This window comes from Microbacterium invictum (assembly GCF_014197265.1).
Classification (GTDB): Bacteria; Actinomycetota; Actinomycetes; order Actinomycetales; family Microbacteriaceae; genus Microbacterium; species Microbacterium invictum.
Genome location: NZ_JACIFH010000001.1, coordinates 2017232 through 2041038, shown reverse-complemented (window position 1 = coordinate 2041038; position 23807 = coordinate 2017232). Strand labels below are relative to the sequence as shown.

Sequence of the window (23807 nt, the reverse complement as noted above, 5' to 3'; positions counted from 1 at the left end):
TCGCGGGGAGAATGACCACCTCGGGGCGGGGGAGGCAAGGAAGTCGCGGGCTGCGGCAGGCGAGGGCGGGTGCGAGTTATCCACAGGCGGTGCGCGGCCGGGAGTGGACATTCCACAGAGCGTGGTTCTCGGCGCCCACGGGAGACGGGGATCCGTCAGGCTGTCGGCATGCTCGAACGCCGCGAACGCCCCAGCCGTGCGCGCCCTGTGCCGGAGACGTTCCGCCGCACGCGGTCCATCCCCGACGAGACGATCGCGACCGTGCGACCTGGCGTGCGCGTGTGGGCCCGCGAGTGGGATGAGCTGTACTCCGAGGGTCGGATCCGGACCCTCGTGCACGCCGTGTTCGCGCGCATGAGCAACGCCACGGCAGTGGCATCCCACGCGACTGCAGCAGCGATGCACCGCCTGCCGCTATACCGCGTGCGCTCCGACCGCATCGACGTCATATGCCCCGGTGCCAACACGCGCCACGACGCGGCCGACGTCGTCCGACATCACGTTCCGGTCGCGGACGGCGACCTGGAGATCATCGACGGCATTCGCGTGACCACCCTCGATCGCACCGTGTATGACGCAATCCGAGCGGTTTCGCTCGAAGCCGCGGTGGTCATCTTCGACGCCGCACTGCGGGCGGTCGCTTGGGATGACACGAAGCACGCGCTCGACGTCGACGCTGCAGAAGAGTTCCGCGCGCGGGTGACTCGACGCATCGATGCGCACATAGGCGCACGCGGGATCCGGCAGGCGCGGTTCGTGACGGAGATCGCCGACGGCCGCGCGCAGTTGCCCGGCGAATCGGTCGCCCGGCTGTGGATGCTGCTGCTCGGAGCTCCTACCCCGGAGCTGCAGTACCGCGTCGACAACGGGAGCGGCCGCATCGCCCTCCTCGATTTCGCGTTGCCACACCTGGGGCGATGGCTGGAATTCGACGGGAACGCCAAGTACGAGGATCCGTACCTGCTCGGCGAGCGGAAGGCCGAAGACGTGAAGGCGGATCAGGACGACCGCGAGCGCTGGGTTCGTCGCGTGACAGGATGGCGCCCCGATCGCTTCGGATTCGCCGAGATGCCCGACATCGAGGCCTTCGCCCAGTACCTCCGGTCAATCAGCCTGCTGCCGTGAGATATCGCTGGCCGCTGTGTGGCCCGGTCGTTCGCCGAGCTGGCGCTGTCCCCTCTTTGCGCCGAGGTGGTTCCTTCGATGCCGAGGTGGTCATTCGCGCGGTGACATGGCCGACCACGTCGCGGGGGGAGTGGCCACCTCGCGGGAGAAGTGGCCACCTCGCGGGGGGAGTGGCCACCTCGCGGGGGGAGTGGCCACCTCGCGGGGGAGGGTGGGCACCTTGCGGGGGGTGGGGTGAAGGGTGAGAGGCGGCGCCGGCTGAGGATACGCCGAGCGCGACACGCCCGGGTTTGCGACACGCCCGGGCGGCACGTAGACTGTACAGGTTCCACACTTCCGGCAGCGCTCGCGCGTGCGCCGGAATCACTGCCAGGCAGTGCATAGGCGGCGCCTCCTCAGCTGAGGGTACGGGTGCAGGGTTCTAGGCCGCGGGTAGCAGAACACTCATCCATCCCCCACACCGTCTCGGGAAACCGGGCTCGTGCGCGTGCGCACGGCGGGGGAGTGGATGCCGCGGGCTCGCCCTGCGGATTGACATCAGAACAGCGGTGCAGCATCCATCACCCCGGTGATGAACAAGTGCCCGGCGCGCAAGCGCCCCGTGCGTCCAATGCCCCCGAGGTATGACGCGAGAAAGAGAGTGAGCAGACAATGGCGGGACAGAAGATCCGCATTCGCCTGAAGTCGTATGACCACGAGGTCATCGACACGTCGGCGCGCAAAATCGTCGACACAGTGACCCGTGCGGGCGCAACCGTTGTGGGCCCCGTGCCCCTTCCGACCGAGAAGAACGTCGTGTGCGTCATCCGGTCGCCCCACAAGTACAAGGACAGCCGCGAGCACTTCGAGATGCGCACCCACAAGCGCCTGATCGACATCATCGACCCGACCCCCAAGGCGGTCGACTCGCTCATGCGTCTTGACCTGCCGGCCGATGTCAACATCGAGATCAAGCTCTGAGGTTCGACATGGCTGACATCAACTCCAAGATTTCCAAGGGGCTGCTGGGCACCAAGCTCGGCATGACCCAGGTCTGGGACGAGAACGGCAAGCTCGTTCCCGTCACCGTCATCGAGGTCGCTCCGAACGTGGTCACCCAGGTTCGCACGCCCGAGAAGGACGGCTACAACGCGGTTCAGATCGCCTACGGGCAGATCGACCCCCGCAAGGTCAACAAGCCGGCCACGGCCCACTTCGAGGCCGCCGGTGTGACCCCGCGTCGCCACCTCACCGAGATCCGCACGGCGGACGCTGCTGACTACTCACTCGGTCAGGAGCTCACCGTCGACGGTGTCTTCGAGGCAGGCCAGCTGGTCGACGTCGTCGGCACCAGCAAGGGCAAGGGCACCGCGGGTGTCATGAAGCGCCACAACTTCAAGGGCGTTTCGGCTTCGCACGGTTCGCACCGCAACCACCGCAAGCCCGGCTCGATCGGCGCCTCGGCGACCCCGGGCCGCGTCTTCAAGGGCATGCGCATGGCCGGCCGTATGGGTGGCGAGCGCGTGACCGTCCTCAACCTCACGGTGCACGCCGTCGACACCGAGAAGGGTCTGCTGCTCGTCAAGGGCGCCGTCCCCGGTGCACGTGGCCGCATCGTCTACGTCCGCAACGCAGTGAAGGGTGCCTGAACATGGCTGACTCGACTCTCGCGCTCGACGTCGTGAAGGCCGATGGCAAGAAGGCCGGCTCGGTCGAGCTGCCCGCCGCGATCTTCGACGTCAAGACGAACATCCCGCTGATCCACCAGGTCGTCGTCGCGCAGCTCGCGGCGGCACGCCAGGGCACCCACTCGACCAAGCGTCGCGGTGAGGTCTCGGGCGCCGGCCGCAAGCCCTTCAAGCAGAAGGGCACGGGTAACGCCCGTCAGGGCTCGATCCGTGCACCTCAGATGAAGGGTGGTGGCATCGTCCACGGCCCGAAGCCGCGCGACTACTCGCAGCGCACCCCCAAGAAGATGGTCGCCGCCGCCCTGCTGGGCGCGCTCAGCGACCGCGCTCGCGGTGGCCGCCTGCACATCGTCGACGCCTTCGGCATCGAGGGCGCCCCGTCGACCAAGGCAGCTGTCACGGTCCTGAAGGCGCTCGCCCCGAGGCAGAAGAACGTCCTCGTGATCATCGAGCGTGGTGACGACATCACCGTCAAGAGCGTCCGCAACCTCGCCTACGTGCACGTGCTGACGTTCGACCAGCTCAACGCCTACGACGTGCTCGTCTCGGACGACCTCGTCTTCACCAAGGCCGCCTACGACGCCTTCGTGGCTGCGAAGGCCGGCAAGACCGAGGAGGTCTCGGCATGACTACTGCGAACGTCGCCCTGAACAAGGACCCGCGCGAGGTCATCCTCAAGCCGGTCGTCTCCGAGAAGAGCTACGGGCTCATCGACGAGGGCAAGTACACGTTCCTCGTGGACCCCCGCGCGACCAAGACCGAGATCAAGCTCGCCATCGAGAAGATCTTCGGCGTGAAGGTCGCCGCGGTGAACACGCTCAACCGCACGGGCAAGGCCCGCCGCACCCGCTTCGGCACCGGCAAGCGCAAGGACACCAAGCGCGCCATCGTGACCCTGAAGTCGGGCACCATCGACATCTTCACGGCCGTCGGCTGACAGCTGGGATAGAGGACTAGAGACATGGCTATTCGCAAGTACAAGCCCACGACCCCGGGTCGTCGCGGTTCGTCGGTGGCCGACTTCGCCGAGATCACCCGATCGACGCCCGAGAAGTCGCTGCTGCGCCCGCTGAGCAAGACCGGTGGTCGCAACAACCAGGGCCGCATCACGACCCGTCACATCGGTGGTGGCCACAAGCGCCAGTACCGCGTCATCGACTTCCGTCGCAATGACAAGGACGGCGTGAACGCCAAGGTCGCTCACATCGAGTACGACCCCAACCGCACCGCGCGCATCGCGCTGCTGCACTACTTCGACGGCGAGAAGCGGTACATCCTCGCGCCGAACAAGCTGCAGCAGGGTGACGTCGTCGAGTCGGGTGCCGGCGCTGACATCAAGCCCGGCAACAACCTGCCGCTGCGCAACATCCCCACCGGTACCGTGATCCACGCGATCGAGCTCCGCCCCGGCGGCGGCGCGAAGATCGCCCGGTCGGCCGGTGCGTCGGTTCGCCTCGTCGCCAAAGACGGCCCCTACGCGCAGCTTCGCCTGCCCTCGGGTGAGATCCGCAACGTCGACGCGCGCTGCCGTGCGACCATCGGCGAGGTCGGCAACGCCGAGCAGTCGAACATCAACTGGGGCAAGGCCGGCCGCAACCGCTGGAAGGGCATCCGCCCGACCGTGCGTGGTGTCGCCATGAACCCCGTCGACCACCCGCACGGTGGTGGTGAGGGCAAGACGTCCGGTGGACGTCACCCCGTCAGCCCGTGGGGTCAGTCCGAAGGCCGGACCCGTCGCCCCAACCTGGAGAGCGACAAGTACATCGTTCGTCGGCGCAACGCCGGCAAGAAGCGGAAGTAGGTAGGAGAGGAAGATGCCTCGCAGTCTTAAGAAGGGCCCCTTCGTCGACGAGCACCTGCTCCGTAAGGTGGTCACCCAGAACGAAGCCGGTACCAAGAACGTCATCAAGACCTGGTCCCGTCGCTCGATGATCGTCCCGGCCATGCTGGGTCACACGATCGCCGTGCACGACGGACGCAAGCACATCCCCGTGTTCGTGTCCGAGACCATGGTCGGTCACAAGCTGGGCGAGTTCGCGCCCACCCGCACCTTCCGCGGCCACGAGAAGGACGACAAGAAGGGCCGCCGCCGCTGACGCGGGGGCGCTCTCAGAGAGAAGGAGGAGGAGTACACATGGTCGAATCCATCGCACGCGTCAAGCACATTCGCGTGACCCCTCAGAAGGCTCGTCGTGTCGTCGCGCTCATCAAGGGCAAGCAGGCTCAGGAAGCTCTGGCGATCCTGAAGTTCGCGCCCCAGGGTGCCAGCGAGCCGATCTACAAGCTCGTTGCATCTGCGGTCGCCAACGCCCGTGTCGCAGCGGACAAGGACGGCGAGTATCTGGACGAGCAGGACCTGTACGTGGTCAACGCGTACGTGGACGAGGGCACGACGCTCAAGCGTTTCCAGCCCCGTGCACAGGGTCGCGCGTTCCAGATCAAGAAGCGCACGAGCCACATCACGGTCAAGCTCGCGACCCCCGAGGTCGCCGAGCAGGCCACGAGCAACAAGAAGGCGAGCAAGTAATGGGACAGAAAGTCAGCCCCTACGGCTTCCGCCTCGGCATCACCACGGACCACGTGTCACGTTGGTTCTCGGACTCCACCAAGCCCGGCCAGCGCTACGCCGACTACGTGGCCGAGGACATCAAGATCCGCAACCTGCTGAAGTCGAACCTCGACCGCGCAGGCGTGAGCCGCATCGAGATCGAGCGCACGCGTGACCGCGTTCGCGTCGACATCCACACCGCCCGTCCGGGCATCGTCATCGGCCGCCGCGGCGCCGAGGCCGAGCGCATCCGCGCCGACCTCGAGAAGCTGACCGGCAAGCAGATCCAGCTGAACATCCTCGAGGTCAAGAACCCCGAGGCCGACGCTCAGCTGGTCGCGCAGGGCATCGCCGAGCAGCTCGCTGCCCGCGTGGCGTTCCGTCGCGCGATGCGCAAGGGTCTGCAGGGCGCGCAGCGCGCCGGCGCCAAGGGTGTCCGCATCCAGGTGTCGGGTCGTCTGGGCGGCGCCGAGATGAGCCGTTCGGAGTTCTACCGCGAAGGCCGTGTGCCCCTGCACACCCTGCGCGCGAACATCGACTACGGCTTCTACGAGGCCAAGACCACCTTCGGACGCATCGGCGTGAAGGTCTGGATCTACAAGGGCGACCTCACCAACAAGGAGCTCGCTCGCGAGCAGGCCAACCAGAAGCCTTCGCGTGACCGTGGCGGCGACCGCCGTCGTGGCCCGCGCAACGAGGCCCCCGTCGCAGAAGGAGCGTCTGCCTGATGCTTATTCCCCGTAAGGTCAAGTACCGCAAGCAGCACCACCCGGGCCGCTCGGGCCAGGCCACCGGCGGCACGAAGGTCTCCTTCGGCGAGTACGGTATCCAGGCCCTCACGCCCGCTTACGTGACCAACCGTCAGATCGAGTCCGCTCGTATCGCGATGACCCGTCACATCAAGCGCGGCGGCAAGGTGTGGATCAACATCTACCCCGACCGTCCGCTCACCAAGAAGCCGGCTGAAACCCGCATGGGTTCCGGTAAGGGCTCGCCCGAGTGGTGGGTCGCGAACGTCAAGCCGGGTCGCGTGCTGTTCGAGGTCGCGGGTGTCGATGAGACGCTCGCCCGCGAGGCGCTGACCCGTGCAATCCACAAGCTGCCCCTGAAGGCACGCATCATCAAGCGCGAGGAGGGCGACGCATAATGGCTGTCGGCACCAAGACGCTCGCCCCGAGCGAGCTGGACACGTTCGAGGACCAGCGCCTCGTCGAGGAGCTGCGCAAGGCCAAGGAAGAGCTGTTCAACCTGCGCTTCCAGTCGGCCACCGGCCAGCTCGAGAGCCACGGTCGCATCCGCGCCGTCAAGCGCGACATCGCGCGGCTCTACACCGTCATCCGTGAGCGCGAGCTCGGCATCCGTGCCACCCCCGCGCCCGCTGAAGTGGCGACGAAGGCGAAGAAGAAGGCCAAGAAGGCGGATGCCGCTGACGAGGCCGTGAAGGAAGAGGCCGAGTAATGGCTGACACGACCGAGAAGAAGGCGCCCGCCAAGAAGGCTCCGGCCAAGAAGGCCGCTGCCGAGAAGGTGGAGACCGTCGAGGCTCCCGTGCAGGCTGCCGGACACGAGTCGGCCGCGCACGACGTGCGCGACGTCGACGCCCGTGGCTACCGCAAGTCGCGTCGCGGCTATGTCGTCAGCGACAAGATGGACAAGACGATCGTCGTCGAGGTCGAGGACCGCGTGAAGCACCCCCTCTACGGCAAGGTCATCCGTCGCACCTCGAAGGTGAAGGCGCACGATGAGGGCAACACTGCCGGCATCGGCGACCTCGTCGTCATCAACGAGACCCGCCCGCTGAGCGCCACCAAGCGCTGGCGTCTGGTGGAGATTCTGGAGAAGGCCAAGTGATTCAGAACGAGTCCCGCCTCAAGGTCGCCGACAACACCGGCGCCAAGGAGCTGCTCACCATCCGCGTGCTCGGTGGGTCCAACCGCCGCTACGCCGGTCTGGGCGACATCATCGTGGCGACCGTCAAGGACGCGATCCCGGGCGGCAACGTCAAGAAGGGCGATGTGGTCAAGGCCGTCATCGTCCGCACCAAGAAGCAGACCCGTCGTCCCGACGGTTCGTACATCAAGTTCGACGAGAACGCCGCCGTCATCCTGAAGACCGACGGGGAGCCCCGTGGCACCCGCATCTTCGGACCGGTCGGTCGTGAGCTTCGTGACAAGAAGTTCATGAAGATCGTCTCGCTGGCCCCGGAGGTCATCTGATCATGGCGAAGATCAAGAAGGGCGACCTGGTTCAGGTCATCACGGGCCCCAAGCCCGAGCGCGGCGGCGACCGCGGCAAGCAGGGCAAGGTCCTCGAGATCCTTGTCGAGCAGAACCGCATCATCGTCGAAGGCGTGAACTACGTCACCAAGCACAACCGCGTGGGCCAGTCCCAGCGCGGCGCGAAGACGGGCGGCATCGAAACGATGGAAGCCCCCATCCACATCTCCAATGTCGCGCTCGTCGACCCCGAGACCAAGAAGCCGACCCGCGTCGGCCACCGGGTCGAGGACCAGACGAAGGACGGCGTCAAGCGCACCGTCCGCGTGCGCTACGCGAAGAAGTCAGGCAAGGACCTCTGAACATGAGCACCACCACTGCCGCGGCGGCTGGCAAGATCCAGCCCCGCCTGAAGCAGAAGTACCAGGCCGAGATCAAGACGGCGCTGCAGGAAGAGTTCGGCTACCCGAACGTCATGCAGATCCCCGGGATCGTCAAGGTCGTCGTCAACACCGGCGTCGGTGAGGCCGCGCGCGACAGCAAGGTCATCGATGGCGCGGTCGCAGACCTCGTCAAGATCACCGGCCAGAAGCCGGTCGTCACGAAGGCCCGCAAGTCCATCGCGCAGTTCAAGCTGCGTGAGGGCCAGGCCATCGGCGCGCACGTCACCCTCCGTGGTGACCGTGCGTGGGAGTTCATCGACCGTCTCGTGAACCTCTCGCTGCCCCGCATCCGCGACTTCCGCGGCCTGTCGCCCAAGCAGTTCGACGGACACGGCAACTACACGTTCGGTCTGCAGGAGCAGGCGGTCTTCCACGAGATCGACCAGGACAAGATCGACCGCGTCCGCGGCTTCGACATCACCATCGTCACCACGGCGAACAGCGATGACGAGGGCCGTTCGCTGCTGCGTCACCTCGGCTTCCCGTTCAAGGCCGACGACGCACAGTAAGCACCACATCACGAAGGTCGGGTGTCGTGTAACGGCATCCGAAACCACCTGAACCAAAGGAATCAACAATGGTAATGACAGACCCGGTCGCAGATATGCTGACCCGTCTGCGCAATGCGAACTCGGCGCACCACGACACCGTGGCACTGCCCAGCTCGAAGCTCAAGACCACCATCGCCGAGATCCTCCAGCAGGAGGGCTACATCGCCGGCTTCGAGGTCTCCGACGCGCGCGTCGGCCAGACGCTCACGCTGACGCTGAAGTACGGCCCGAACCGCGAGCGGTCGATCGCCGGCATCAAGCGCGTGTCGAAGCCCGGTCTGCGCGTGTACGCACGCTCGACCGAACTGCCCAAGGTCCTCGGTGGCCTGGGTGTCGCGATCCTGTCCACCTCCTCCGGTCTTCTGACCGACCGGCAGGCCGAGCAGAAGGGCGTCGGCGGGGAAGTCCTCGCCTACGTGTGGTGATCTGACATGTCGCGTATTGGACGTCTTCCCATCGACATTCCCGCCGGCGTGACCATCACGGTCGACGGCCGGGATGTGCAGGTCAAGGGCCCGAAGGGTGAGCTCGCGCTCACCGTCGCGCAGCCCATCGAGGTCAAGGTCGAGGAGGACCAGGTCGTGGTCTCCCGTCCCGACGACGAGCGCGAGTCGCGTTCGCTGCACGGACTGACCCGCACCCTCATCAACAACAACATCATCGGCGTCACCGAGGGCTACACCAAGGGCCTGGAGGTTGTCGGCACCGGCTACCGCGTGCAGCAGAAGGGCACCGCGATCGAGTTCGCGCTCGGCTTCTCGCACCCGGTGCTCGTCGAGGCCCCCACCGGCATCACCCTGACCGTCGAAGGCAACAACAAGGTCACGGTCAGCGGCATCGACAAGCAGGCCGTCGGTGAGGCCGCCGCCAACATCCGCAAGATCCGCAAGCCCGAGCCGTACAAGGGCAAGGGTGTGCGGTACGCGGGCGAGGTCGTCCGTCGCAAGGCCGGAAAGGCTGGTAAGTAATCATGGCTGTGAAGTCGAAGACCGACGCGCGTGCGCGTCGTCACGCCCGCCTTCGCAAGAAGGTCGTGGGCACCGAGGCGCGCCCGCGCCTGGTCGTGACCCGTTCCGCCCGCCACGTTTTCGTGCAGCTGGTGGACGACAGCAAGGGCCAGACCGTGGCATCCGCTTCCACGCTCGAGAACGACCTCCGCGCGTTCGACGGTGACAAGACCGCCAAGGCCCGCAAGGTCGGCGAGCTGGTCGCCGAGCGCGCCAAGGCCGCCGGCGTCGAGGACGTCGTGTTCGACCGTGGCGGCAACCGCTACGCCGGTCGCGTCGCCGCGATCGCCGAGGGCGCCCGCGAAGGAGGGCTGAACCTGTGAGTGACAACAAGGAGACCGAAGTGACCACCGAGCAGACGGCAGCTGCCGGGGCCGAGGCCCCCGCCGCCGAGGCGCCCGCCGAGCGCGAGCGCGAGCCGCGTCGCGGTGGCCGCGAGCGCAACCAGGGTCGCGACAGCCGCAACTCGCGTGACCGGGGCGACAACCAGTTCCTCGAGCGCGTCGTCACGATCAACCGCGTGTCGAAGGTCGTCAAGGGTGGTCGTCGCTTCAGCTTCACGGCGCTGGTCGTCGTGGGCGATGGCAACGGACTCGTCGGCGTCGGCTACGGCAAGGCCCGCGAGGTGCCCCTGGCCATCTCGAAGGGTGTCGAAGAGGCCAAGCGCAACTTCTTCCGCGTGCCCCGCGTCGGCTCGACCATCCCGCACCCCGTGCAGGGTGAGGCAGCCGCCGGTGTGGTGCTCCTGCGTCCGGCCGCCGCCGGTACCGGTGTCATCGCCGGTGGCCCGGTGCGTGCCGTGCTCGAGTGCGCCGGCATCCACGATGTGCTGTCGAAGTCGCTCGGTTCGTCGAACACGATCAACATCGTGCACGCGACCGTCACGGCGCTGAAGATGCTCGAAGAGCCCCGCGCCGTGGCCGCTCGCCGTGGCCTCGACTACGACGCCGTCGTGCCCGAGATCATCATCCGCAACGAGGCCAAGGCCGCCGCTGCGCAGAAGGCAGGTGTCTGATGGCGAGCCGCTTGAAGGTGACCCAGATCAAGTCCAAGGTGAGCGAGAAGCAGAACCAGCGTGACACGCTGCGTTCGCTCGGTCTGAAGCGGATCGGCGACTCCGTCGTCCGTCCCGACGACGCGCAGGTGCGCGGCTACGTCAAGACCGTCGCGCACCTCGTGAAGGTTGAGGAGATCGACTGATGGCCGAGAAGGCTGAGAAGAAGGCGACGGCCACCAAGGCTGCGCCGAAGAAGGATGCCGCGAAGAAGTCGGCCGGCGACGTCGCGCGCCCGGGCGTGCTGAAGGTTCACCACCTGCGTCCGGTCCCCGGCGCCAACACCGCCAAGACCCGCGTGGGTCGCGGTGAGGGCTCGAAGGGCAAGACCGCCGGCCGTGGCACCAAGGGCACCAAGGCCCGCTACCAGGTCAAGGTCGGCTTCGAGGGTGGGCAGATGCCCCTCCACATGCGTACGCCGAAGCTGCGCGGGTTCAAGAACCCGTTCCGCGTCGAGTACCAGGTGGTCAACCTCGAGAAGCTCGCTGAGCTCTACCCCCAGGGCGGAGACGTCACCGTGAGCGACCTCGTCGCCAAGGGTGCTGTCCGCAAGAACGAGAAGGTCAAGGTTCTCGGCAACGGTGACATCACCGTCGCGCTGAACGTGGCCGTCGACAAGGTCTCGGGTTCTGCCGAGCAGAAGATCGTCGCCGCGGGCGGTTCGATCAAGTAGTCCTGTGACAGGGGCCGGAGCCAGCCTCCGGCCCCTGTTGCCGTACTCTGGTAGACGGTGTCCCCCGAGGCACCGTCCATTCCACTGGAGGAAATCCCCTTGTTCAGCGCCATCGCGCGGGTCTTCCGCACTCCGGATCTGCGGCGGAAGATCGCCTTCACCCTGGGCATCATCGTCCTGTACCGGCTCGGAGCCCACGTTCCGACTCCGTTCGTCGACTTCCCGAACGTGCAGTCGTGTCTCGCCACGGCCGGGTCGACCGAGGGCCTGCTGGGCCTGGTCAACCTGTTCTCCGGCGGGGCTCTGCTGCAGCTGTCGATCTTCGCGCTCGGCGTCATGCCGTACATCACCGCGACGATCATCGTGCAGCTGCTGCGCGTGGTCATCCCGCACTTCGAGACCCTGTACAAAGAGGGTCAGGCGGGCCAGTCGAAGCTGACGCAGTACACCCGCTACCTCACGATCGCGCTCGCGCTGCTGCAGTCCACGACGCTGATCACGGTCGCCCGCTCGGGCCAGCTGTTCGGCATCACCGGCGTTCCCGAGTGTGAAGAGCTGCTGACCAACCAGGCCTGGTGGGCGCAGCTGCTCATGATCCTCACGATGACCGCCGGCACCGGCCTCATCATGTGGTTCGCCGAGCTGGTCACCGAGCGTGGCATCGGCAACGGCATGTCGCTCCTCATCTTCACGTCGATCGCCGCGACCTTCCCGTCGGCGATGGGCGCCATCTGGGTCGCCCGTGGCTTCGAGGTCTTCCTCCTGGTTCTGGCCATCGGCATCGTCGTGGTCGCGCTGGTCGTGTTCGTCGAACAGTCGCAGCGCCGCATCCCGGTGCAGTACGCCAAGCGCATGGTCGGCCGGCGCACCGTCGGCGGCACCAACACGTACATCCCGATCAAGGTCAACATGGCCGGTGTGATCCCGGTCATCTTCGCCTCGTCGCTGCTGTACATCCCGTCGCTGATCGCGCAGTTCAACGCCACCCCCGACGCCGACGGCAACGTCCCCGGCTGGGTCACCTGGGTGCAGGCGAACTTCACGACCGGCGACTCGCCGATCTACATGCTCACCTACTTCCTGCTGATCATCGGATTCACCTACTTCTACGTCGCGATCACCTTCAACCCGGTCGACGTCGCCGACAACATGAAGAAGTACGGCGGGTTCATCCCCGGCATCCGTGCCGGCCGTCCCACGGCCGAGTACCTCGACTACGTGCTCACCCGCATCACGCTGCCGGGCTCCATCTACCTGGGTCTGATCGCCCTGATCCCGCTGGTGGCCCTGGCCACGGTCGGCGCGAACCAGAACTTCCCGTTCGGTGGCGCCTCGATCCTGATCATCGTCGGTGTGGGTCTGGACACGGTCAAGCAGATCGACGCGCAGCTCCAGCAGCGACACTACGAAGGGCTTCTTCGCTCATGACGACGACTCCAGCACGCCTCCTCATCATCGGCCCGCAGGGCTCGGGCAAGGGCACCCAGGGCGTCCGGATCGCAGAGGCGCTGGGGATCCCGGCCGTATCGACCGGCGATGTCTTCCGCGCCAACGTCAAGGACGGCACCGAGCTCGGCGTCAAGGTCAAGGCGATCATCGACGCGGGTGACCTGGTGTCGGATGAGCTGACCGGCGCGATCGTGCGTGACCGTCTCGAGCAGGGGGATGCCGCGAACGGCTTCCTGCTGGATGGCTACCCCCGCAATGTGGCGCAGGTGAACGACCTCGACGCGTTCCTCGACGGGCGCGGCGAGCCGCTCACCGCGGTGATCGAACTGTCGGTGCCCCGCGAAGAGTCGATCCATCGCCTGTCGCTGCGGGCGACGGAGCAGGGCCGTGACGATGACAACGAAGAGTCGATCGCCAAGCGCCTGAAGATCTATGAGGACGAGACCGCCCCGATCCTCGACCTGTACCGCGCCCGCGGCGTCGTCGACGCGGTGGACGGGGTCGGCTCGCTCGACGAGATCACCGCGCGCATCACCGCTGCCCTCGCGGCCCGCGGCATCGCGGCGGCCGGGTCGCAGAGCCTCTCGGCCTGACTCGCTGTGCTGCGCCGCTCGATCTACAAGACTCCCGCCCAGCTGCGGGCGATGGTCGCACCCGGCCTCATCACCGCCGCGGCGCTGGACGCCGTGCGCGCATTCGTCACCGCGGGTGTGACGACCAGTGAAGTGGATGCCGTGGCATCCACCCTCATCACCGATCGCGGTGCGGAATCGAACTTCCAGCTGGTGCGCGGATACCGGCACACCACCTGCATCTCGGTCAACGACGAGGTCGTGCACGGCATCCCCGGGTCGCGCGTCCTCGAGCCGGGTGACATCGTGTCGATCGACTGCGGCGCGCAGTTCGAGGGCTGGAACGGCGACTCCGCGATCACGATCGTGGTTCCCGACCCGTCCCGCCCCGAGGTTGTGGGGGCCCGGCAGCGCCTGTCGGATGTGACCGAGGGGTCGCTGTGGGCCGGCATCGCCGCGCTCGCGTCGGCGAAGCGCGTCGGCGAGGTCGGCGACGCCGTGCAGACCTACGTCGAGTCCTCGGGTGAGGATTACGGCATCCTGCGCGACTATGTCGGCCACGGCATCGGGCGCAAAATGCACGAGGCGCCCACGGTGTTCAACTACCGCGTCGCCGACCTCGGACCCGAGGTGCGCCCGGGCCTGTGCCTGGCGATCGAGCCGATGATCACCGCCGGCTCGGATGCCACCTTCGTGCAGGACGACGACTGGACCGTCTCGACGGTCGACGGCAGCGACGGCTCGCACTGGGAGCACAGCGTCGCCGTGCACGCCGACGGAATCTGGGTGCTGACCGCCGCCGACGGCGGTGCCGCCGGCCTCGCGCCCTTCAACGTGACCCCCACGCCCCTCGCCTAGTCACCGCGCCCCCCCACGCGCCCACCCTCCCGCCGAGCCGCATACATTCGCGCGAGCCGCCTAGTTTCATCCGCCCGCATCTATGCGGCTGGGACGCTGATATGCGGCTCGGCGAGGTCGGCGAGGTCGGCGAGGTTGGCGAGGTTGGCGAGGTTGGCGAGGTTGGCGAGGTTGGCGAGGTTGGCGAGATTGGCGAGGTCGGCGAGGTTGGCGAGCTCGGAGAGGTCGGCGAGGGGGAGTGAGGTGCGGGCGCGTGAGTCAGGTGGCAGCAGCGCGACGGATGCCGGAGCCTCCTCCACAGGCGAGGCGGACCCGGAATTGTCCACTAAGTGCTGCGGGCCGCCGCCATGGCCTCCCCGGCTGCGGGAAGGTGGCGGAATGCTTGTCCACGAAGCCTCCGCAAAGATGTGTTCCCGCGCGGAAATGGTCCGTGCCGGCTGGTCCTCCCGAGCCCTCACGACACAGGTGCGTGACGAGAAGCTACACCGCATCGACCGCGCCTGGTACATCGACACCGCGGCCTGGAACGCGCTCTGGCCGGAGGAGCGCCACATCATGCGGGTCGTCGCCTCGCATGCGCGACGACCGGAGGATTCGCGCATGGTCTACGTGTTGTGCTCCGCCGCCGTGCTGCACGGGCTGCCGCTCACCCGGGTCGAGCCGCGCCGCGTGCACGTCGCCGGCACTACCGGGAACGGCCATGTCAAGGCGGCTGATCCACTGATTGCGCGCCACCAGGTGGCGGTTCCCGACGCCGACATCGTCACCATCGACGGCATCCGGTGCACAGCACTGGCCCGCACTGTCGCGGACATGATCAGGTTCTCTTCGGAGGAGACCGGTATCGCTTTGCTGGATGCCGCGATTCGCAAGATCGCCTGGCATGACGACGCCCTCACGTACGACGAGGAAGCCGCGGCCGCTTTCGGTGAGCAAGTCCGCACGCGCCTCCCGCGTGGTGGTCGAGGCGTGCGGCGTGCGCGATATCTGCTGTCCATTGGTGACGGGCGAGCACAGTCGCCGGGGGAGAGTATCAGCCGGCTGTACCTGCTGCGGCTCGGGTTTGCGCCGCCACGGCTGCAGGTGCCGATCGCCGGGCCACACGGCAACCGGTACTTCGTCGACTTCGGGATCGACGATGCCGAGGCCTGGGGTGAGTTCGACGGTTCCGGAAAGTACCTCGACGCGAGTCTGCGTGCTGACGACGAGACCGCCGATCAAGTCGTGCTCGAAGAGAAGATCCGCGAAGACTGGATCCGCGGGACGACGAATCGCCGGTTCGCCCGCTGGATGAGCACACACATCTCGTCCGCGCCCGCACTCGGCCGGCGACTCGCAGCTTTCAGCGTGACTCCCCGCTGACCCCCCACTTCACGCCGAGCCGCCCATATCTGTCCGAGCCGCATACCTGCGTCCGTCTGCAACTATGCGGCTCGCGCGTATCTATGCGGCTCGGCGATGGGTGGGTGGGTGGGTGGGGGGGGTGTGCAGGTGGGGCACAGACTTGGGGTGAGAGGATGGACGGCGGCGGAGTCACGCGCGACGGGCACCGCTGAGGCCGCGACACGGGCGAAAGCATCCAGGGAGAGAAGTGATGGCAACAGCAGCGCACAAGACGAACTGGTTCGCGATCTGGGTGAGCGTGGCGGTCGTCGCCATCATCGCCCTCCTGATCGGCCTCGTCGTCTGGATGAACAACGCGGCCACCGCCCCCGCCGCTCGCCCCGACAGCGACGGCATCAACCAGGAGACCGGCGGCATCGCCGTCGGCACCGGTTCGAACCAGGTGGACCTGTACTTCGACTTCTACTGCCCGCACTGCCAGGAGTTCGAGGTGGCGTACGGTCCGACCATCGAGGAAGAGCTCGAGGCCGGCAGCATCACCCTCAACCTGCACCCGGTCGCCCTCAGCGGCCTGAACGCCGCCAGCGGCACCGACTTCTCGAAGCGCTCGGCCAACGCGCTGTACTGCGTCGCCGACGACGAGCCCACCGCGGCCTTCCCCTTCTATACAGCGGTCTTCGCGACCAACCCGACCGGCGCCGGGCTCACCGACGAGGAGCTCGTGTCGATGGCGGAGGATGCCGGTTCCACCGGCGCCGCGGACTGCATCGCCGACCGCACCTGGGACGACCTGGTCGCCGAGCAGACCCAGAACATCCCCACCGACCCGACCACCGGCTCGGCCGGCACGCCCACGCTCGTCATCAACGACGAGTACATCAGCCTCACCGGCGACCCGGCAGCCGACATCTCGGCGCGCCTGCAGTGACGCGGCGGGGGCGGGGCAGCCCAGACGCAGCCCCGCCCCGGCCTGGACCACACCGGCATCCACTCGCCGTCTCGCACGTCGAGTTGCCGGGGTCCTGCATACCACGTATACTGACTCTTTGGTGCCTTGCGCCTATCTTGGCGTGTCGAGACACCACCACCCATTCACCGCAGACCAGCCGGTCTGCACAAGCGTCAGCGAGGCTATGGCTAAGAAAGACGGTGTCATCGAAATCGAGGGCGTCGTGTCGGAGGCTCTGCCCAACGCGATGTTCCGCGTTGAGCTCACCAACGGACACAAGGTCCTCGCAACGATCTCCGGAAAGATGCGGCAGAACTACATCCGCATCATCCCTGAAGACCGCGTCGTCGTGGAGCTCTCGCCCTACGACCTCACCCGCGGTCGCATCGTCTACCGCTACCGCTAGACCGGCTGAGAAGTAACGGCCGCGCCGCATCACCGTGCGCGCGGTACGAAGACAGCGATAAAGGAAACACCATGAAGGTCAAGCCGTCCGTCAAGCCCATCTGCGACCACTGCAAGGTCATCCGCCGCCACGGCGTCGTGATGGTCATCTGCAAGTCGAACCCGCGTCACAAGCAGCGCCAGGGCTGACGAAGAGTGGATGCCGCGGCATCCACTCCCACACACTCACAACTTCACATCGCACACAGGCAGATTCAGAACCCCGGCAGGCCGGGGGGACACCCCGGGGCGGAGGCCCGGGCACCGATTCTGCTCCACACCTCCACACACTCCTAGGAGAACAACCGCATGGCACGTCTCGCCGGCGTTGACATCCCGCGCGATAAGCGCGTGGTGATCGCCCTCACCTACATCTACGGAATCGGCCGGACCCGCTCCGTCGAGATCCTCCGCGCGACCGAGATCGACGAGTCGATCCGCGTCAAGGACCTGAGCGACGACCAGCTCATCGCCCTTCGCGACCACATCGAAGGCACCTACAAGGTGGAAGGTGACCTCCGCCGCGAGGTGGCCGCCGACATCCGCCGCAAGGTCGAGATCGGCTCGTACGAGGGCATCCGCCACCGTCGCGGTCTCCCGGTGCGCGGTCAGCGCACGAAGACGAACGCGCGTACCCGCAAGGGCCCGAAGCGCACCGTCGCCGGCAAGAAGAAGGCGCGCTAAGGCGCGGGCCCCCAGGATTTAGGAGAACGCAGAAATGGCACAGGCCAAGACCGCCGCGCGCAAGCCGCGCCGCAAGGAGAAGAAGAACATCGCGCTGGGCCACGCCCACATCAAGTCGACGTTCAACAACACGATCGTCTCGATCACCGACCCGTCCGGCGCCGTCATCGCGTGGGCCTCGTCGGGTGGCGTGGGCTTCAAGGGCTCGCGCAAGTCGACCCCGTACGCGGCCGGCATGGCCGCCGAGTCGGCCGCCCGCCAGGCCGCCGAGCACGGTGTCAAGAAGGTCGACGTCTTCGTGAAGGGCCCGGGCTCGGGTCGCGAGACCGCGATCCGCTCGCTCACCGCCGCCGGCCTCGAGGTGGGATCCATTCAGGACGTCACCCCGCAGGCGCACAACGGCTGCCGCCCCCCGAAGCGCCGCCGCGTCTGATCTTTGATGGGCCGGATGCCGGAACTCGCACTGCGGGTACGGCATCCGGCATCCGTCGTCTTGAAAAACTCAACACCTCACCAACTGCACGTGTCATATAGCGGGCACGTGACTGAAAGGAACACATAGTGCTCATTGCACAGCGTCCCACTCTGACCGAGGAGAAGATCGGCGAATTCCGCAGCCGCTTCGTCATCGAGCCGCTGGAGCCCGGCTTCGGCTACACGATCGGCAACGCGCTGCGTCGCAGCCTGCTCTCCTCGATCCCCGGCGCCGCCGTCACCAGCATCCGCATCGAGGGTGTGCTGCACGAGTTCAGCACGATCCCCGGTGTGAAAGAAGACGTCACCGAGATCATCCTGAACATCAAGGAGCTCGTCGTCTCGTCCGAGCGCGACGAGCCCATCACGGCGTACCTGCGCAAGACCGGCTCCGGTGAGGTCACCGCCGCCGACATCTCCGCCCCCGCCGGTGTCGAGGTGCACAACCCCGAGCTGGTCATCGCCACGCTCAACGACAACGCGAAGTTCGAGCTCGAGCTGACGATCGAGCGTGGCCGCGGCTACGTCTCGGCGACCCAGAACCGCAACGAGTACGCCGAGGCCGGGCAGGTTCCCGTCGACTCGATCTACTCGCCGGTGCTCAAGGTCAGCTACCGCGTCGACGCCACCCGTGCCGGTGAGCGCACCGACTTCGACAAGCTCGTGCTGGACGTCGAGGCCAAGCCCTCGATCAGTCCCCGCGACGCCGTCGCCTCGGCCGGTCGCACGCTGACCGAGCTGTTCGGCCTGGCCCGTGAGCTGAACGTCGAGGCCGAGGGCATCGAGATCGGCCCCGCGCCGGTCGCCGAGGTCCTCACCAACGAGCTGTCGATGCCGATCGAAGACCTCGACCTGTCGGTCCGCTCGTACAACTGCCTCAAGCGCGAGGGCATCAACACGGTGTCGGAGCTGGTCGCCCTCTCGGAGACCCAGCTGATGAACATCCGCAACTTCGGCCAGAAGTCGGTCGACGAGGTGCGCGACAAGCTCGTGTCGCTGGGACTGTCGCTGAAGGACTCGGTTCCCGGGTTCGACGGTGCGCACTTCTACGGCGGATACGACGACGAGACCATCTGATCTGCTGATCGACTTTTCACTCTGGAGTAATTGAGAATGCCCAAGCCCACGAAGGGACCCCGCCTCGGAGGCGGACCCGCACACGAGCGCCTGATGCTCGCGAACCTCGCCGCAGCGCTGTTCACGCACCGCTCGATCACGACCACCGAGACCAAGGCCAAGCGCCTGCGTCCGCTGGCCGAGCGTCTGGTCACGTTCGCCAAGCGCGGCGACCTGCACGCCCGTCGCCGGGTGGCGTCGGTCATCGGTGACAAGGAAGTCGTGCACGTCCTGTTCACTGAGATCGCGCCGCTGGTCGCCGACCGTGAGGGCGGCTACACCCGCATCACGAAGATCGGCAACCGCAAGGGCGACAATGCCCCGATGGCCGTGATCGAGCTCGTCCTCGAGCCGGTGAACCCGAAGCCGAAGTCGGCCAAGAAGTCGGCTGCTGCTGCTCCGGCTGCTGAGGCTGCTGCGGAGGAGGCCCCCGCCGCTGAGGCCGAGGTCGAGGAGACCGCCGCTGCCGACGAGGCCGCCGACGCCGGCGCCGAGTCGCAGGAAGAGGGCGCCGCTGCTGAGACTGCTGCCGAAGAGGCCGTCGAGGCCCCGGCTGCGGACGAGGCCGCCGAGGAGAAGGCCGAGTAATTCGACCCTCTCTCGCACTGCATTCGAGGTCCGCACCCTTCCGGGGGTGCGGACCTCTTGCGTCGGCGGGTCCTGCCCCGTGTCGCCTCCAGGAGCCGCCGTCCGCGTCAGTGGTCTCTTGCACGCGCAGAACGCGATACTCGGGCCATGGATGCTCCCGCCGGCCAACACCGCAGCCACCTTGGATCGGTAGCATTGCGGGGTGAGCGAGAAAACTCTGGCGGCGCGACTCGGGACGGCCACCGAACCCACCCTGCCGCACCACGAAGACATCGCGCAGTGGCGCCCCGCCACCCGCGACGACATCGACGCGATCCATGCCGTCCTTGCGGCGGCGGATGCCGTGGATCACCCCACCTGGACCACCCCGCGCTCCGAGATCGCCGACGACTTCGAGCTCGAGCACTTCGACCCCGCCAGCGACTCTCTGCTCGCCGAGACCGTCGACGGCACGGTGGTCGCGAGCGCCGGCGCCATGCTGCACCCGTCGCGCGAGGGCGGCGAGCTGACCGTGTACCTCAGTGGTGCCGTGCATCCGCAGTGGCGTCGCCGCGGCATCGGCACCCAGCTGATGGCGTGGCTCGATACCCGTGGCCGTCAGCAGCTCGCCGAGGCGGCCGCCGCAGACGCGAGCCTGACCGCCGCCGAACTCAAGATCTTCGCCGAAGAGCCCAATACCGACCAGCAGCAGCTTGCCGACCGGCTCGGCTATCGCGCGGAGCGATGGTTCTCCTCGATGGTCCGCGACATGGCCACGCCGGCCCCCGCGCTCGAGGCGCCGGAAGGCATCACGGTCGTCGAGTACACGCACGACCGCGACGACGATGCCCGAGACGCCCGCAACGACGCCTTCCGTGACCACTGGGGGAGTCGCCCGAGCGACCCACAGCGGTGGAAGCAGTTCGTCGGCGGCGAGTTCTTCCGGCCCGACCTGTCGCGGATCGCTCTCGACGCCGACGGACAGATCGTGGCGTTCTGCCTCGCGTCGGTGAACGAGGAGGACTGGGTGACGCTGGGCGCCAGCAACTCGTATATCGACCTGATCGGCGTGATCCGCACGCACCGCCGCCGCGGCCTCGCCCCGCTCGTCGTCTCGCGCACGCTGCAGGCGATAGCCGACGCTGGGCTCGAGAAGGCCGTCCTCGACGTCGACACCGCGAGCCCCACCGGGGCCAACACGCTCTACGAGGGGCTCGGCTTCGCCGCCACAGAGCGCTCGATCGCGCTGGTCACGCGAGTCTGAGGCGCGGGTCACGCGCGTCTGACGCCTCTCCGGCGTGGGCAGCGCGTCGGAGAGGCTCCGTCCCGCTCCGTCCGGACCCTCATCCGGCCCGAACGGTCGCCATCGCGCGCGGAGACAGCATCTTCGGCCGGATGAGGGCGTCAGCAAGGATTTCATCCGGCCCGAACGGTCGTCGGATGCCGCGGAGACAGCATCTTCGGCCGGATGAGGCGTCGCCGGTGATCGCACCCGGCCCCGGGCGGTCGTCGGGCGCCGGAACGGCAGCTGCATCCGGATCAGGCCGTCCCGGACGATCATCCGGCCCGAACGGTCGCCATTGTGCGCGGAGACAGCATCTTCGGCCGGATGAAGGCGTCGCCTGAGATCGCACCCGGCCCCGAACGGTTGTCGGGTATTGGAACGGCAGCTGCATCCAGATCAGGCCGGCCCGGACGATCATCCGGCCCGAACGGTCGCCATTGCGCGCGGAGACAGCATCTTCGGCCGGATGAAGGCGTCGCCGGTGATCTCATCCGGCCCGAACGGTCGTCGGATGCCGCGGAGACGGCGATTGCGGCCGGATGACGACCAGACCGGCTCAGCCGGGCAGGAAGTTCTCGCGCGCGAGCGGCGCGATCTCCACGACCTCGGCGTCGGCCCGCGTCACCCAGCGCAGCTCGGCGATCTCGGCCGCCACCTGCGGGCGCTGACCTGCGAGGTCGGCCTCGAACACGTCCGCGACCACGAGGAACCCGGGTTCGTTCGCCGCGGCGGCCGTGAACGTGCCGAGCGCGCGCAGCCTCTCCGGTTCGATGCGGACGCCGAGTTCCTCGTCGAGCTCGCGGCTCAGCGTCTCACCGGCGGTCTCGCCCGGCTCGGGCTTGCCGCCCGGCTGCATGAACGCGGTCGTGCCCTCCTTACGCACCACGAGCAGGCGCCCCTCGTCATCGAGGATCACCGCCGCCGACACATGGATCCGCCGCGGGGCAACCGAAGGCGCGGGAGAGGAGCTCACCGTTGCACGGTAACAGGTTCCGCCCATCCGGCCCGACGTAGAATCGTGTGTGCTTCCCGATACCCCCGCCTCGCCCGACACCCTTTCGCCGAGCGGCATCGACCCGTCGGACCTCGCCGTCACGCTGCGGGTCCTCGAGGGCATGGCCGGTCTCGACGAGTCACACCCCGACTTCATCGCCGTCCGTCGCGGCACCGCCAAGATGTTCAAGGCCGTCAAGAAGGCCCGCCGGCGCGAGATCCGCGAGGCTGTCGCAGACGCCGACCGTGCGGTGGTCGCCGCCACCGCCACCGGGGCGGCCGACCGGATCGATGATGAGACCCGCGGCATCCCGATCAGCACGTCCACCACCGCACCCACGGCAGGCACCCTCATCAAGGCGCGCGGCTGCTACATCTGCAAGCAGCCGTACACGCTGGTCGACGCGTTCTATCACCAACTGTGCCCCGACTGCGCGGCGCTCAGCCACGCGAAGCGCGACGCCCGCACCGACCTGACCGGCAAGCGCGCGCTCCTCACCGGCGGGCGCGCGAAGATCGGCATGTACATCGCGCTGCGTCTGCTGCGCGACGGGGCGCACACGACCATCACGACCCGGTTCCCGCGCGATGCCGTACGCCGGTTCAGCAGCCTGCCCGATGCCTCCGAGTGGATCGACCGTCTCAAGATCGTCGGCATCGACCTGCGCGATCCGGCGCAGGTGATCGGACTCGCCGACGACGTGGCCGCGGCGGGCAGCCTCGACATCCTCATCAACAACGCCACCCAGACCGTGCGACGATCGCTAGGCGCGTATCAGCCGCTGGTGGATGCCGAGCTGGCACCCCTGCCGACCGGACCACTGCCGGAGCTGGTCACCTTCGGCCACACGAATGACCAGCATCCGCAGGCGCTGGAGCGCTCGGTGACGGCCCACCCCATCCTCGCCGCCGCGGCGTCGCGCGCGGACGAGCTGACCGAGCAGGCGATGGCGGCAGGATCCAGCTCGCTGGAACGGCTCGCTGCCGGCACCGCGATCGACGCCGGCGGACTCATCCCCGACATCGACCACGTCAACTCGTGGACGCAGCGCGTCGGTGAGGTCGACCCCCTCGAGATGCTCGAGGTGCAGCTCGCCAACACCACCGCGCCGTTCCTGCTCGTATCCAAGTTGCGGCCGTCGCTGGCCGCCAGCGCCGCGCGCCGCACCTATGTCGTGAACGTGAGCGCGATGGAGGGCGTCTTCAACCGTGGCTACAAAGGCCCCGGCCACCCGCACACCAACATGGCCAAGGCGGCGGTCAACATGCTCACCCGCACCAGCGCGCGCGAGATGTTCGAGACCGACGGCATCCTCATGACCAGCGTCGACACCGGCTGGATCACCGACGAACGTCCGCACCCGACCAAGGTGCGGCTCGCCGAAGAGGGCTTCCACGCGCCCCTCGACCTCGTCGACGGCGCCGCCCGCGTCTACGATCCGATCGTGCGCGGCGAGGCCGGCGAAGACCTGTTCGGGGTCTTCCTCAAGGACTACGCACCGGGCGCCTGGTGAGACTCCCCGAGCCCGGCCGCCGGGTGGTCGTCCGCTACCTGCTGCCCACGGGGCAGGCCACCGACGCGCTCGGTGAGCTGCTCAGCGCCGACGCCGAGACGGTCGTCGTGGACGGCAAGCGCGGCATCGAACGGATCGCGGTCGCCGACATCATCGCGGCGAAGGAAGTCCCGCCGCCGCCGGCCCCGCGACGGCGACGCTCCGGCTCGGGTGCACCGCCTGCGGCGGGGTGAGCTTCGTAGGGCGCTGATCCCGGATCGGACGGCCTCGACGTA

37 protein-coding genes are annotated in these 23807 nt (G+C 67.5%); 35 read left to right on the top strand and 2 right to left on the bottom strand.

Annotated features, from left to right (window positions below; genetic code table 11):
* Positions 1 to 168 precede the first annotated feature (168 nt).
* The 24 genes from BKA10_RS09645 to map all read left to right on the top strand — a co-directional run bounded on the left by BKA10_RS09645 (position 169) and on the right by map (position 14162).
* Positions 169 to 1125, top strand: coding sequence for a hypothetical protein (locus BKA10_RS09645; RefSeq protein ID WP_183499697.1), 957 nt, complete (start codon positions 169 to 171; stop codon positions 1123 to 1125).
* Between the two features lie 651 nt (positions 1126 to 1776).
* On the top strand, positions 1777 to 2085 hold the full coding sequence (gene rpsJ / locus BKA10_RS09640; protein ID WP_005050520.1) for a 30S ribosomal protein S10: 309 nt from the start codon (positions 1777 to 1779) through the stop codon (positions 2083 to 2085).
* An 8-nt stretch (positions 2086 to 2093) separates the two neighbouring features.
* Positions 2094 to 2753, top strand: coding sequence for a 50S ribosomal protein L3 (gene rplC, locus BKA10_RS09635; RefSeq protein ID WP_183499696.1), 660 nt, complete (start codon positions 2094 to 2096; stop codon positions 2751 to 2753).
* A gap of 2 nt (positions 2754 to 2755) precedes the next feature.
* The gene (gene rplD, locus BKA10_RS09630) at positions 2756 to 3421 is read left to right on the top strand and encodes a 50S ribosomal protein L4 (protein ID WP_183499695.1); all 666 of its coding nucleotides are present in this window, start codon (positions 2756 to 2758) and stop codon (positions 3419 to 3421) included.
* Positions 3418 to 3729: a 50S ribosomal protein L23 gene (rplW, locus tag BKA10_RS09625; RefSeq protein WP_183499694.1), complete on the top strand. Its 312-nt coding sequence runs from the start codon at positions 3418 to 3420 to the stop codon at positions 3727 to 3729. The genes rplD and rplW overlap by 4 nt, the downstream gene beginning before the upstream one ends.
* A 24-nt stretch (positions 3730 to 3753) precedes the next feature.
* Positions 3754 to 4593 carry a 50S ribosomal protein L2 gene (gene rplB, locus BKA10_RS09620; protein WP_183499693.1) on the top strand — a complete coding sequence of 280 codons (840 nt, stop codon included), beginning with the start codon at positions 3754 to 3756 and terminating at the stop codon, positions 4591 to 4593.
* 13 nt (positions 4594 to 4606) lie between these two features.
* Positions 4607 to 4888 (top strand): 30S ribosomal protein S19, encoded by a 282-nt coding sequence (gene rpsS, locus BKA10_RS09615; protein WP_183499692.1) that lies wholly within the window; start codon positions 4607 to 4609, stop codon positions 4886 to 4888.
* 38 nt (positions 4889 to 4926) lie between these two features.
* Positions 4927 to 5319, top strand: a complete 393-nt coding sequence (gene rplV, locus BKA10_RS09610) for a 50S ribosomal protein L22 (RefSeq protein ID WP_183499691.1) — start codon at positions 4927 to 4929, stop codon at positions 5317 to 5319.
* Positions 5319 to 6068, top strand: a complete 750-nt coding sequence (gene rpsC / locus BKA10_RS09605; protein WP_183499690.1) for a 30S ribosomal protein S3 — start codon at positions 5319 to 5321, stop codon at positions 6066 to 6068. Before rplV ends, rpsC begins: the two co-directional genes overlap by 1 nt.
* On the top strand, positions 6068 to 6487 hold the full coding sequence (rplP, locus tag BKA10_RS09600) for a 50S ribosomal protein L16 (protein WP_183499689.1): 420 nt from the start codon (positions 6068 to 6070) through the stop codon (positions 6485 to 6487). Before rpsC ends, rplP begins: the two co-directional genes overlap by 1 nt.
* Positions 6487 to 6798: a 50S ribosomal protein L29 gene (gene rpmC, locus BKA10_RS09595; RefSeq protein WP_183499688.1), complete on the top strand. Its 312-nt coding sequence runs from the start codon at positions 6487 to 6489 to the stop codon at positions 6796 to 6798. The genes rplP and rpmC overlap by 1 nt, the downstream gene beginning before the upstream one ends.
* Positions 6798 to 7190 carry a 30S ribosomal protein S17 gene (rpsQ, locus tag BKA10_RS09590; RefSeq protein WP_206686976.1) on the top strand — a complete coding sequence of 131 codons (393 nt, stop codon included), beginning with the start codon at positions 6798 to 6800 and terminating at the stop codon, positions 7188 to 7190. The genes rpmC and rpsQ overlap by 1 nt, the downstream gene beginning before the upstream one ends.
* Positions 7187 to 7555: a 50S ribosomal protein L14 gene (rplN, locus tag BKA10_RS09585; protein WP_183499687.1), complete on the top strand. Its 369-nt coding sequence runs from the start codon at positions 7187 to 7189 to the stop codon at positions 7553 to 7555. Before rpsQ ends, rplN begins: the two co-directional genes overlap by 4 nt.
* Positions 7556 to 7557: 2 nt before the next feature.
* Entirely contained in the window at positions 7558 to 7917 is a 360-nt protein-coding gene (gene rplX, locus BKA10_RS09580) for a 50S ribosomal protein L24 (RefSeq protein ID WP_183499686.1), read from the top strand.
* A gap of 2 nt (positions 7918 to 7919) precedes the next feature.
* Positions 7920 to 8507, top strand: a complete 588-nt coding sequence (gene rplE / locus BKA10_RS09575) for a 50S ribosomal protein L5 (protein ID WP_183499685.1) — start codon at positions 7920 to 7922, stop codon at positions 8505 to 8507.
* 68 nt (positions 8508 to 8575) lie between these two features.
* Entirely contained in the window at positions 8576 to 8974 is a 399-nt protein-coding gene (gene rpsH, locus BKA10_RS09570; RefSeq protein WP_183499684.1) for a 30S ribosomal protein S8, read from the top strand.
* 6 nt (positions 8975 to 8980) lie between these two features.
* Complete coding sequence (gene rplF / locus BKA10_RS09565; protein ID WP_183499683.1) at positions 8981 to 9517, top strand: 50S ribosomal protein L6; 537 nt, start codon at positions 8981 to 8983, stop codon at positions 9515 to 9517.
* Between the two features lie 2 nt (positions 9518 to 9519).
* Entirely contained in the window at positions 9520 to 9879 is a 360-nt protein-coding gene (rplR, locus tag BKA10_RS09560; protein ID WP_183499682.1) for a 50S ribosomal protein L18, read from the top strand.
* The gene (rpsE, locus tag BKA10_RS09555) at positions 9876 to 10571 is read left to right on the top strand and encodes a 30S ribosomal protein S5 (RefSeq protein WP_183499681.1); all 696 of its coding nucleotides are present in this window, start codon (positions 9876 to 9878) and stop codon (positions 10569 to 10571) included. Before rplR ends, rpsE begins: the two co-directional genes overlap by 4 nt.
* On the top strand, positions 10571 to 10756 hold the full coding sequence (gene rpmD / locus BKA10_RS09550) for a 50S ribosomal protein L30 (protein WP_183499680.1): 186 nt from the start codon (positions 10571 to 10573) through the stop codon (positions 10754 to 10756). Before rpsE ends, rpmD begins: the two co-directional genes overlap by 1 nt.
* Positions 10756 to 11283 carry a 50S ribosomal protein L15 gene (rplO, locus tag BKA10_RS09545; protein WP_183499679.1) on the top strand — a complete coding sequence of 176 codons (528 nt, stop codon included), beginning with the start codon at positions 10756 to 10758 and terminating at the stop codon, positions 11281 to 11283. Before rpmD ends, rplO begins: the two co-directional genes overlap by 1 nt.
* A gap of 99 nt (positions 11284 to 11382) precedes the next feature.
* A complete protein-coding gene (secY, locus tag BKA10_RS09540) occupies positions 11383 to 12711 on the top strand; it encodes a preprotein translocase subunit SecY (protein WP_183499678.1) in 1329 nt (442 codons plus the stop codon).
* Positions 12708 to 13325 (top strand): adenylate kinase, encoded by a 618-nt coding sequence (locus BKA10_RS09535; RefSeq protein WP_183499677.1) that lies wholly within the window; start codon positions 12708 to 12710, stop codon positions 13323 to 13325. Before secY ends, BKA10_RS09535 begins: the two co-directional genes overlap by 4 nt.
* Positions 13326 to 13331: 6 nt before the next feature.
* Entirely contained in the window at positions 13332 to 14162 is an 831-nt protein-coding gene (gene map, locus BKA10_RS09530; protein WP_183499676.1) for a type I methionyl aminopeptidase, read from the top strand.
* Positions 14163 to 14242: 80 nt separating this feature from the next.
* On the opposite strand, the gene BKA10_RS09525 is transcribed toward map, so the two are convergent.
* A complete protein-coding gene (locus BKA10_RS09525; protein ID WP_183499675.1) occupies positions 14243 to 14488 on the bottom strand; it encodes a hypothetical protein in 246 nt (81 codons plus the stop codon).
* A 79-nt stretch (positions 14489 to 14567) separates the two neighbouring features.
* Here BKA10_RS09525 and BKA10_RS09520 point away from each other — a divergent pair, with 79 nt between their 5' ends.
* The 9 genes from BKA10_RS09520 to BKA10_RS09480 all read left to right on the top strand — a co-directional run bounded on the left by BKA10_RS09520 (position 14568) and on the right by BKA10_RS09480 (position 21004).
* Positions 14568 to 15524 (top strand): hypothetical protein, encoded by a 957-nt coding sequence (locus tag BKA10_RS09520; protein ID WP_183499674.1) that lies wholly within the window; start codon positions 14568 to 14570, stop codon positions 15522 to 15524.
* Positions 15525 to 15756: 232 nt separating this feature from the next.
* Entirely contained in the window at positions 15757 to 16434 is a 678-nt protein-coding gene (locus BKA10_RS09515; RefSeq protein ID WP_183499673.1) for a DsbA family protein, read from the top strand.
* 205 nt (positions 16435 to 16639) lie between these two features.
* Positions 16640 to 16861: a translation initiation factor IF-1 gene (infA, locus tag BKA10_RS09510; protein WP_005050493.1), complete on the top strand. Its 222-nt coding sequence runs from the start codon at positions 16640 to 16642 to the stop codon at positions 16859 to 16861.
* 71 nt (positions 16862 to 16932) lie between these two features.
* A complete protein-coding gene (rpmJ, locus tag BKA10_RS09505) occupies positions 16933 to 17049 on the top strand; it encodes a 50S ribosomal protein L36 (RefSeq protein WP_183499672.1) in 117 nt (38 codons plus the stop codon).
* 159 nt (positions 17050 to 17208) lie between these two features.
* Positions 17209 to 17583 carry a 30S ribosomal protein S13 gene (gene rpsM, locus BKA10_RS09500; RefSeq protein WP_183499671.1) on the top strand — a complete coding sequence of 125 codons (375 nt, stop codon included), beginning with the start codon at positions 17209 to 17211 and terminating at the stop codon, positions 17581 to 17583.
* Positions 17584 to 17617: 34 nt separating this feature from the next.
* Positions 17618 to 18016, top strand: coding sequence for a 30S ribosomal protein S11 (rpsK, locus tag BKA10_RS09495; protein WP_183499670.1), 399 nt, complete (start codon positions 17618 to 17620; stop codon positions 18014 to 18016).
* 128 nt (positions 18017 to 18144) lie between these two features.
* On the top strand, positions 18145 to 19134 hold the full coding sequence (locus tag BKA10_RS09490) for a DNA-directed RNA polymerase subunit alpha (protein ID WP_183499669.1): 990 nt from the start codon (positions 18145 to 18147) through the stop codon (positions 19132 to 19134).
* Positions 19135 to 19170: 36 nt separating this feature from the next.
* On the top strand, positions 19171 to 19761 hold the full coding sequence (gene rplQ / locus BKA10_RS09485) for a 50S ribosomal protein L17 (protein ID WP_183499668.1): 591 nt from the start codon (positions 19171 to 19173) through the stop codon (positions 19759 to 19761).
* Between the two features lie 202 nt (positions 19762 to 19963).
* Entirely contained in the window at positions 19964 to 21004 is a 1041-nt protein-coding gene (locus tag BKA10_RS09480; RefSeq protein WP_183499667.1) for a GNAT family N-acetyltransferase, read from the top strand.
* A gap of 577 nt (positions 21005 to 21581) precedes the next feature.
* Here the strand turns inward: BKA10_RS09480 and BKA10_RS09475 are convergent.
* Entirely contained in the window at positions 21582 to 22025 is a 444-nt protein-coding gene (locus BKA10_RS09475) for an NUDIX hydrolase (RefSeq protein ID WP_183499666.1), read from the bottom strand.
* 22 nt (positions 22026 to 22047) lie between these two features.
* On the opposite strand from BKA10_RS09475, the gene BKA10_RS09470 reads away from it, so the two are divergent.
* Together BKA10_RS09470 and BKA10_RS09465 are read left to right on the top strand one after the other, a co-directional pair.
* Complete coding sequence (locus BKA10_RS09470) at positions 22048 to 23532, top strand: SDR family NAD(P)-dependent oxidoreductase (protein ID WP_183499665.1); 1485 nt, start codon at positions 22048 to 22050, stop codon at positions 23530 to 23532.
* Positions 23529 to 23765, top strand: a complete 237-nt coding sequence (locus BKA10_RS09465) for a putative acetyltransferase (RefSeq protein ID WP_248199354.1) — start codon at positions 23529 to 23531, stop codon at positions 23763 to 23765. The genes BKA10_RS09470 and BKA10_RS09465 overlap by 4 nt, the downstream gene beginning before the upstream one ends.
* The last annotated feature ends 42 nt before the right edge of the window (positions 23766 to 23807 follow it).

Bases quoted from the DNA above. Each gene is read 5' to 3' on its own strand.
- rpmJ (WP_183499672.1), top strand. From the start codon at position 16,933: ATGAAGGTCAAGCCGTCCGTCAAGCCCATCTGCGACCACTGCAAGGTC.
- rplE (WP_183499685.1), top strand. From the start codon at position 7,920: ATGAGCACCACCACTGCCGCGGCGGCTGGCAAGATCCAGCCCCGCCTG.
- rplF (WP_183499683.1), top strand. From the start codon at position 8,981: ATGTCGCGTATTGGACGTCTTCCCATCGACATTCCCGCCGGCGTGACC.
- rplC (WP_183499696.1), top strand. From the start codon at position 2,094: ATGGCTGACATCAACTCCAAGATTTCCAAGGGGCTGCTGGGCACCAAG.
- rpmD (WP_183499680.1), top strand. From the start codon at position 10,571: ATGGCGAGCCGCTTGAAGGTGACCCAGATCAAGTCCAAGGTGAGCGAG.
- BKA10_RS09520 (WP_183499674.1), top strand. From the start codon at position 14,568: ATGTGTTCCCGCGCGGAAATGGTCCGTGCCGGCTGGTCCTCCCGAGCC.
- BKA10_RS09475 (WP_183499666.1), bottom strand. From the start codon at position 22,025: ATGGGCGGAACCTGTTACCGTGCAACGGTGAGCTCCTCTCCCGCGCCT.
- rplV (WP_183499691.1), top strand. From the start codon at position 4,927: ATGGTCGAATCCATCGCACGCGTCAAGCACATTCGCGTGACCCCTCAG.
- infA (WP_005050493.1), top strand. From the start codon at position 16,640: ATGGCTAAGAAAGACGGTGTCATCGAAATCGAGGGCGTCGTGTCGGAG.
- rpsH (WP_183499684.1), top strand. From the start codon at position 8,576: ATGGTAATGACAGACCCGGTCGCAGATATGCTGACCCGTCTGCGCAAT.
- rpmC (WP_183499688.1), top strand. From the start codon at position 6,487: ATGGCTGTCGGCACCAAGACGCTCGCCCCGAGCGAGCTGGACACGTTC.
- rpsC (WP_183499690.1), top strand. From the start codon at position 5,319: ATGGGACAGAAAGTCAGCCCCTACGGCTTCCGCCTCGGCATCACCACG.
- BKA10_RS09645 (WP_183499697.1), top strand. From the start codon at position 169: ATGCTCGAACGCCGCGAACGCCCCAGCCGTGCGCGCCCTGTGCCGGAG.
- rpsM (WP_183499671.1), top strand. From the start codon at position 17,209: ATGGCACGTCTCGCCGGCGTTGACATCCCGCGCGATAAGCGCGTGGTG.
- rplB (WP_183499693.1), top strand. From the start codon at position 3,754: ATGGCTATTCGCAAGTACAAGCCCACGACCCCGGGTCGTCGCGGTTCG.
- rpsJ (WP_005050520.1), top strand. From the start codon at position 1,777: ATGGCGGGACAGAAGATCCGCATTCGCCTGAAGTCGTATGACCACGAG.
- BKA10_RS09515 (WP_183499673.1), top strand. From the start codon at position 15,757: ATGGCAACAGCAGCGCACAAGACGAACTGGTTCGCGATCTGGGTGAGC.
- rplQ (WP_183499668.1), top strand. From the start codon at position 19,171: ATGCCCAAGCCCACGAAGGGACCCCGCCTCGGAGGCGGACCCGCACAC.
- rpsK (WP_183499670.1), top strand. From the start codon at position 17,618: ATGGCACAGGCCAAGACCGCCGCGCGCAAGCCGCGCCGCAAGGAGAAG.
- BKA10_RS09535 (WP_183499677.1), top strand. From the start codon at position 12,708: ATGACGACGACTCCAGCACGCCTCCTCATCATCGGCCCGCAGGGCTCG.
- rpsQ (WP_206686976.1), top strand. From the start codon at position 6,798: ATGGCTGACACGACCGAGAAGAAGGCGCCCGCCAAGAAGGCTCCGGCC.
- rplD (WP_183499695.1), top strand. From the start codon at position 2,756: ATGGCTGACTCGACTCTCGCGCTCGACGTCGTGAAGGCCGATGGCAAG.
- rplO (WP_183499679.1), top strand. From the start codon at position 10,756: ATGGCCGAGAAGGCTGAGAAGAAGGCGACGGCCACCAAGGCTGCGCCG.
- rplP (WP_183499689.1), top strand. From the start codon at position 6,068: ATGCTTATTCCCCGTAAGGTCAAGTACCGCAAGCAGCACCACCCGGGC.
- rplW (WP_183499694.1), top strand. From the start codon at position 3,418: ATGACTACTGCGAACGTCGCCCTGAACAAGGACCCGCGCGAGGTCATC.
- rplX (WP_183499686.1), top strand. From the start codon at position 7,558: ATGGCGAAGATCAAGAAGGGCGACCTGGTTCAGGTCATCACGGGCCCC.
- rpsS (WP_183499692.1), top strand. From the start codon at position 4,607: ATGCCTCGCAGTCTTAAGAAGGGCCCCTTCGTCGACGAGCACCTGCTC.
- rplR (WP_183499682.1), top strand. From the start codon at position 9,520: ATGGCTGTGAAGTCGAAGACCGACGCGCGTGCGCGTCGTCACGCCCGC.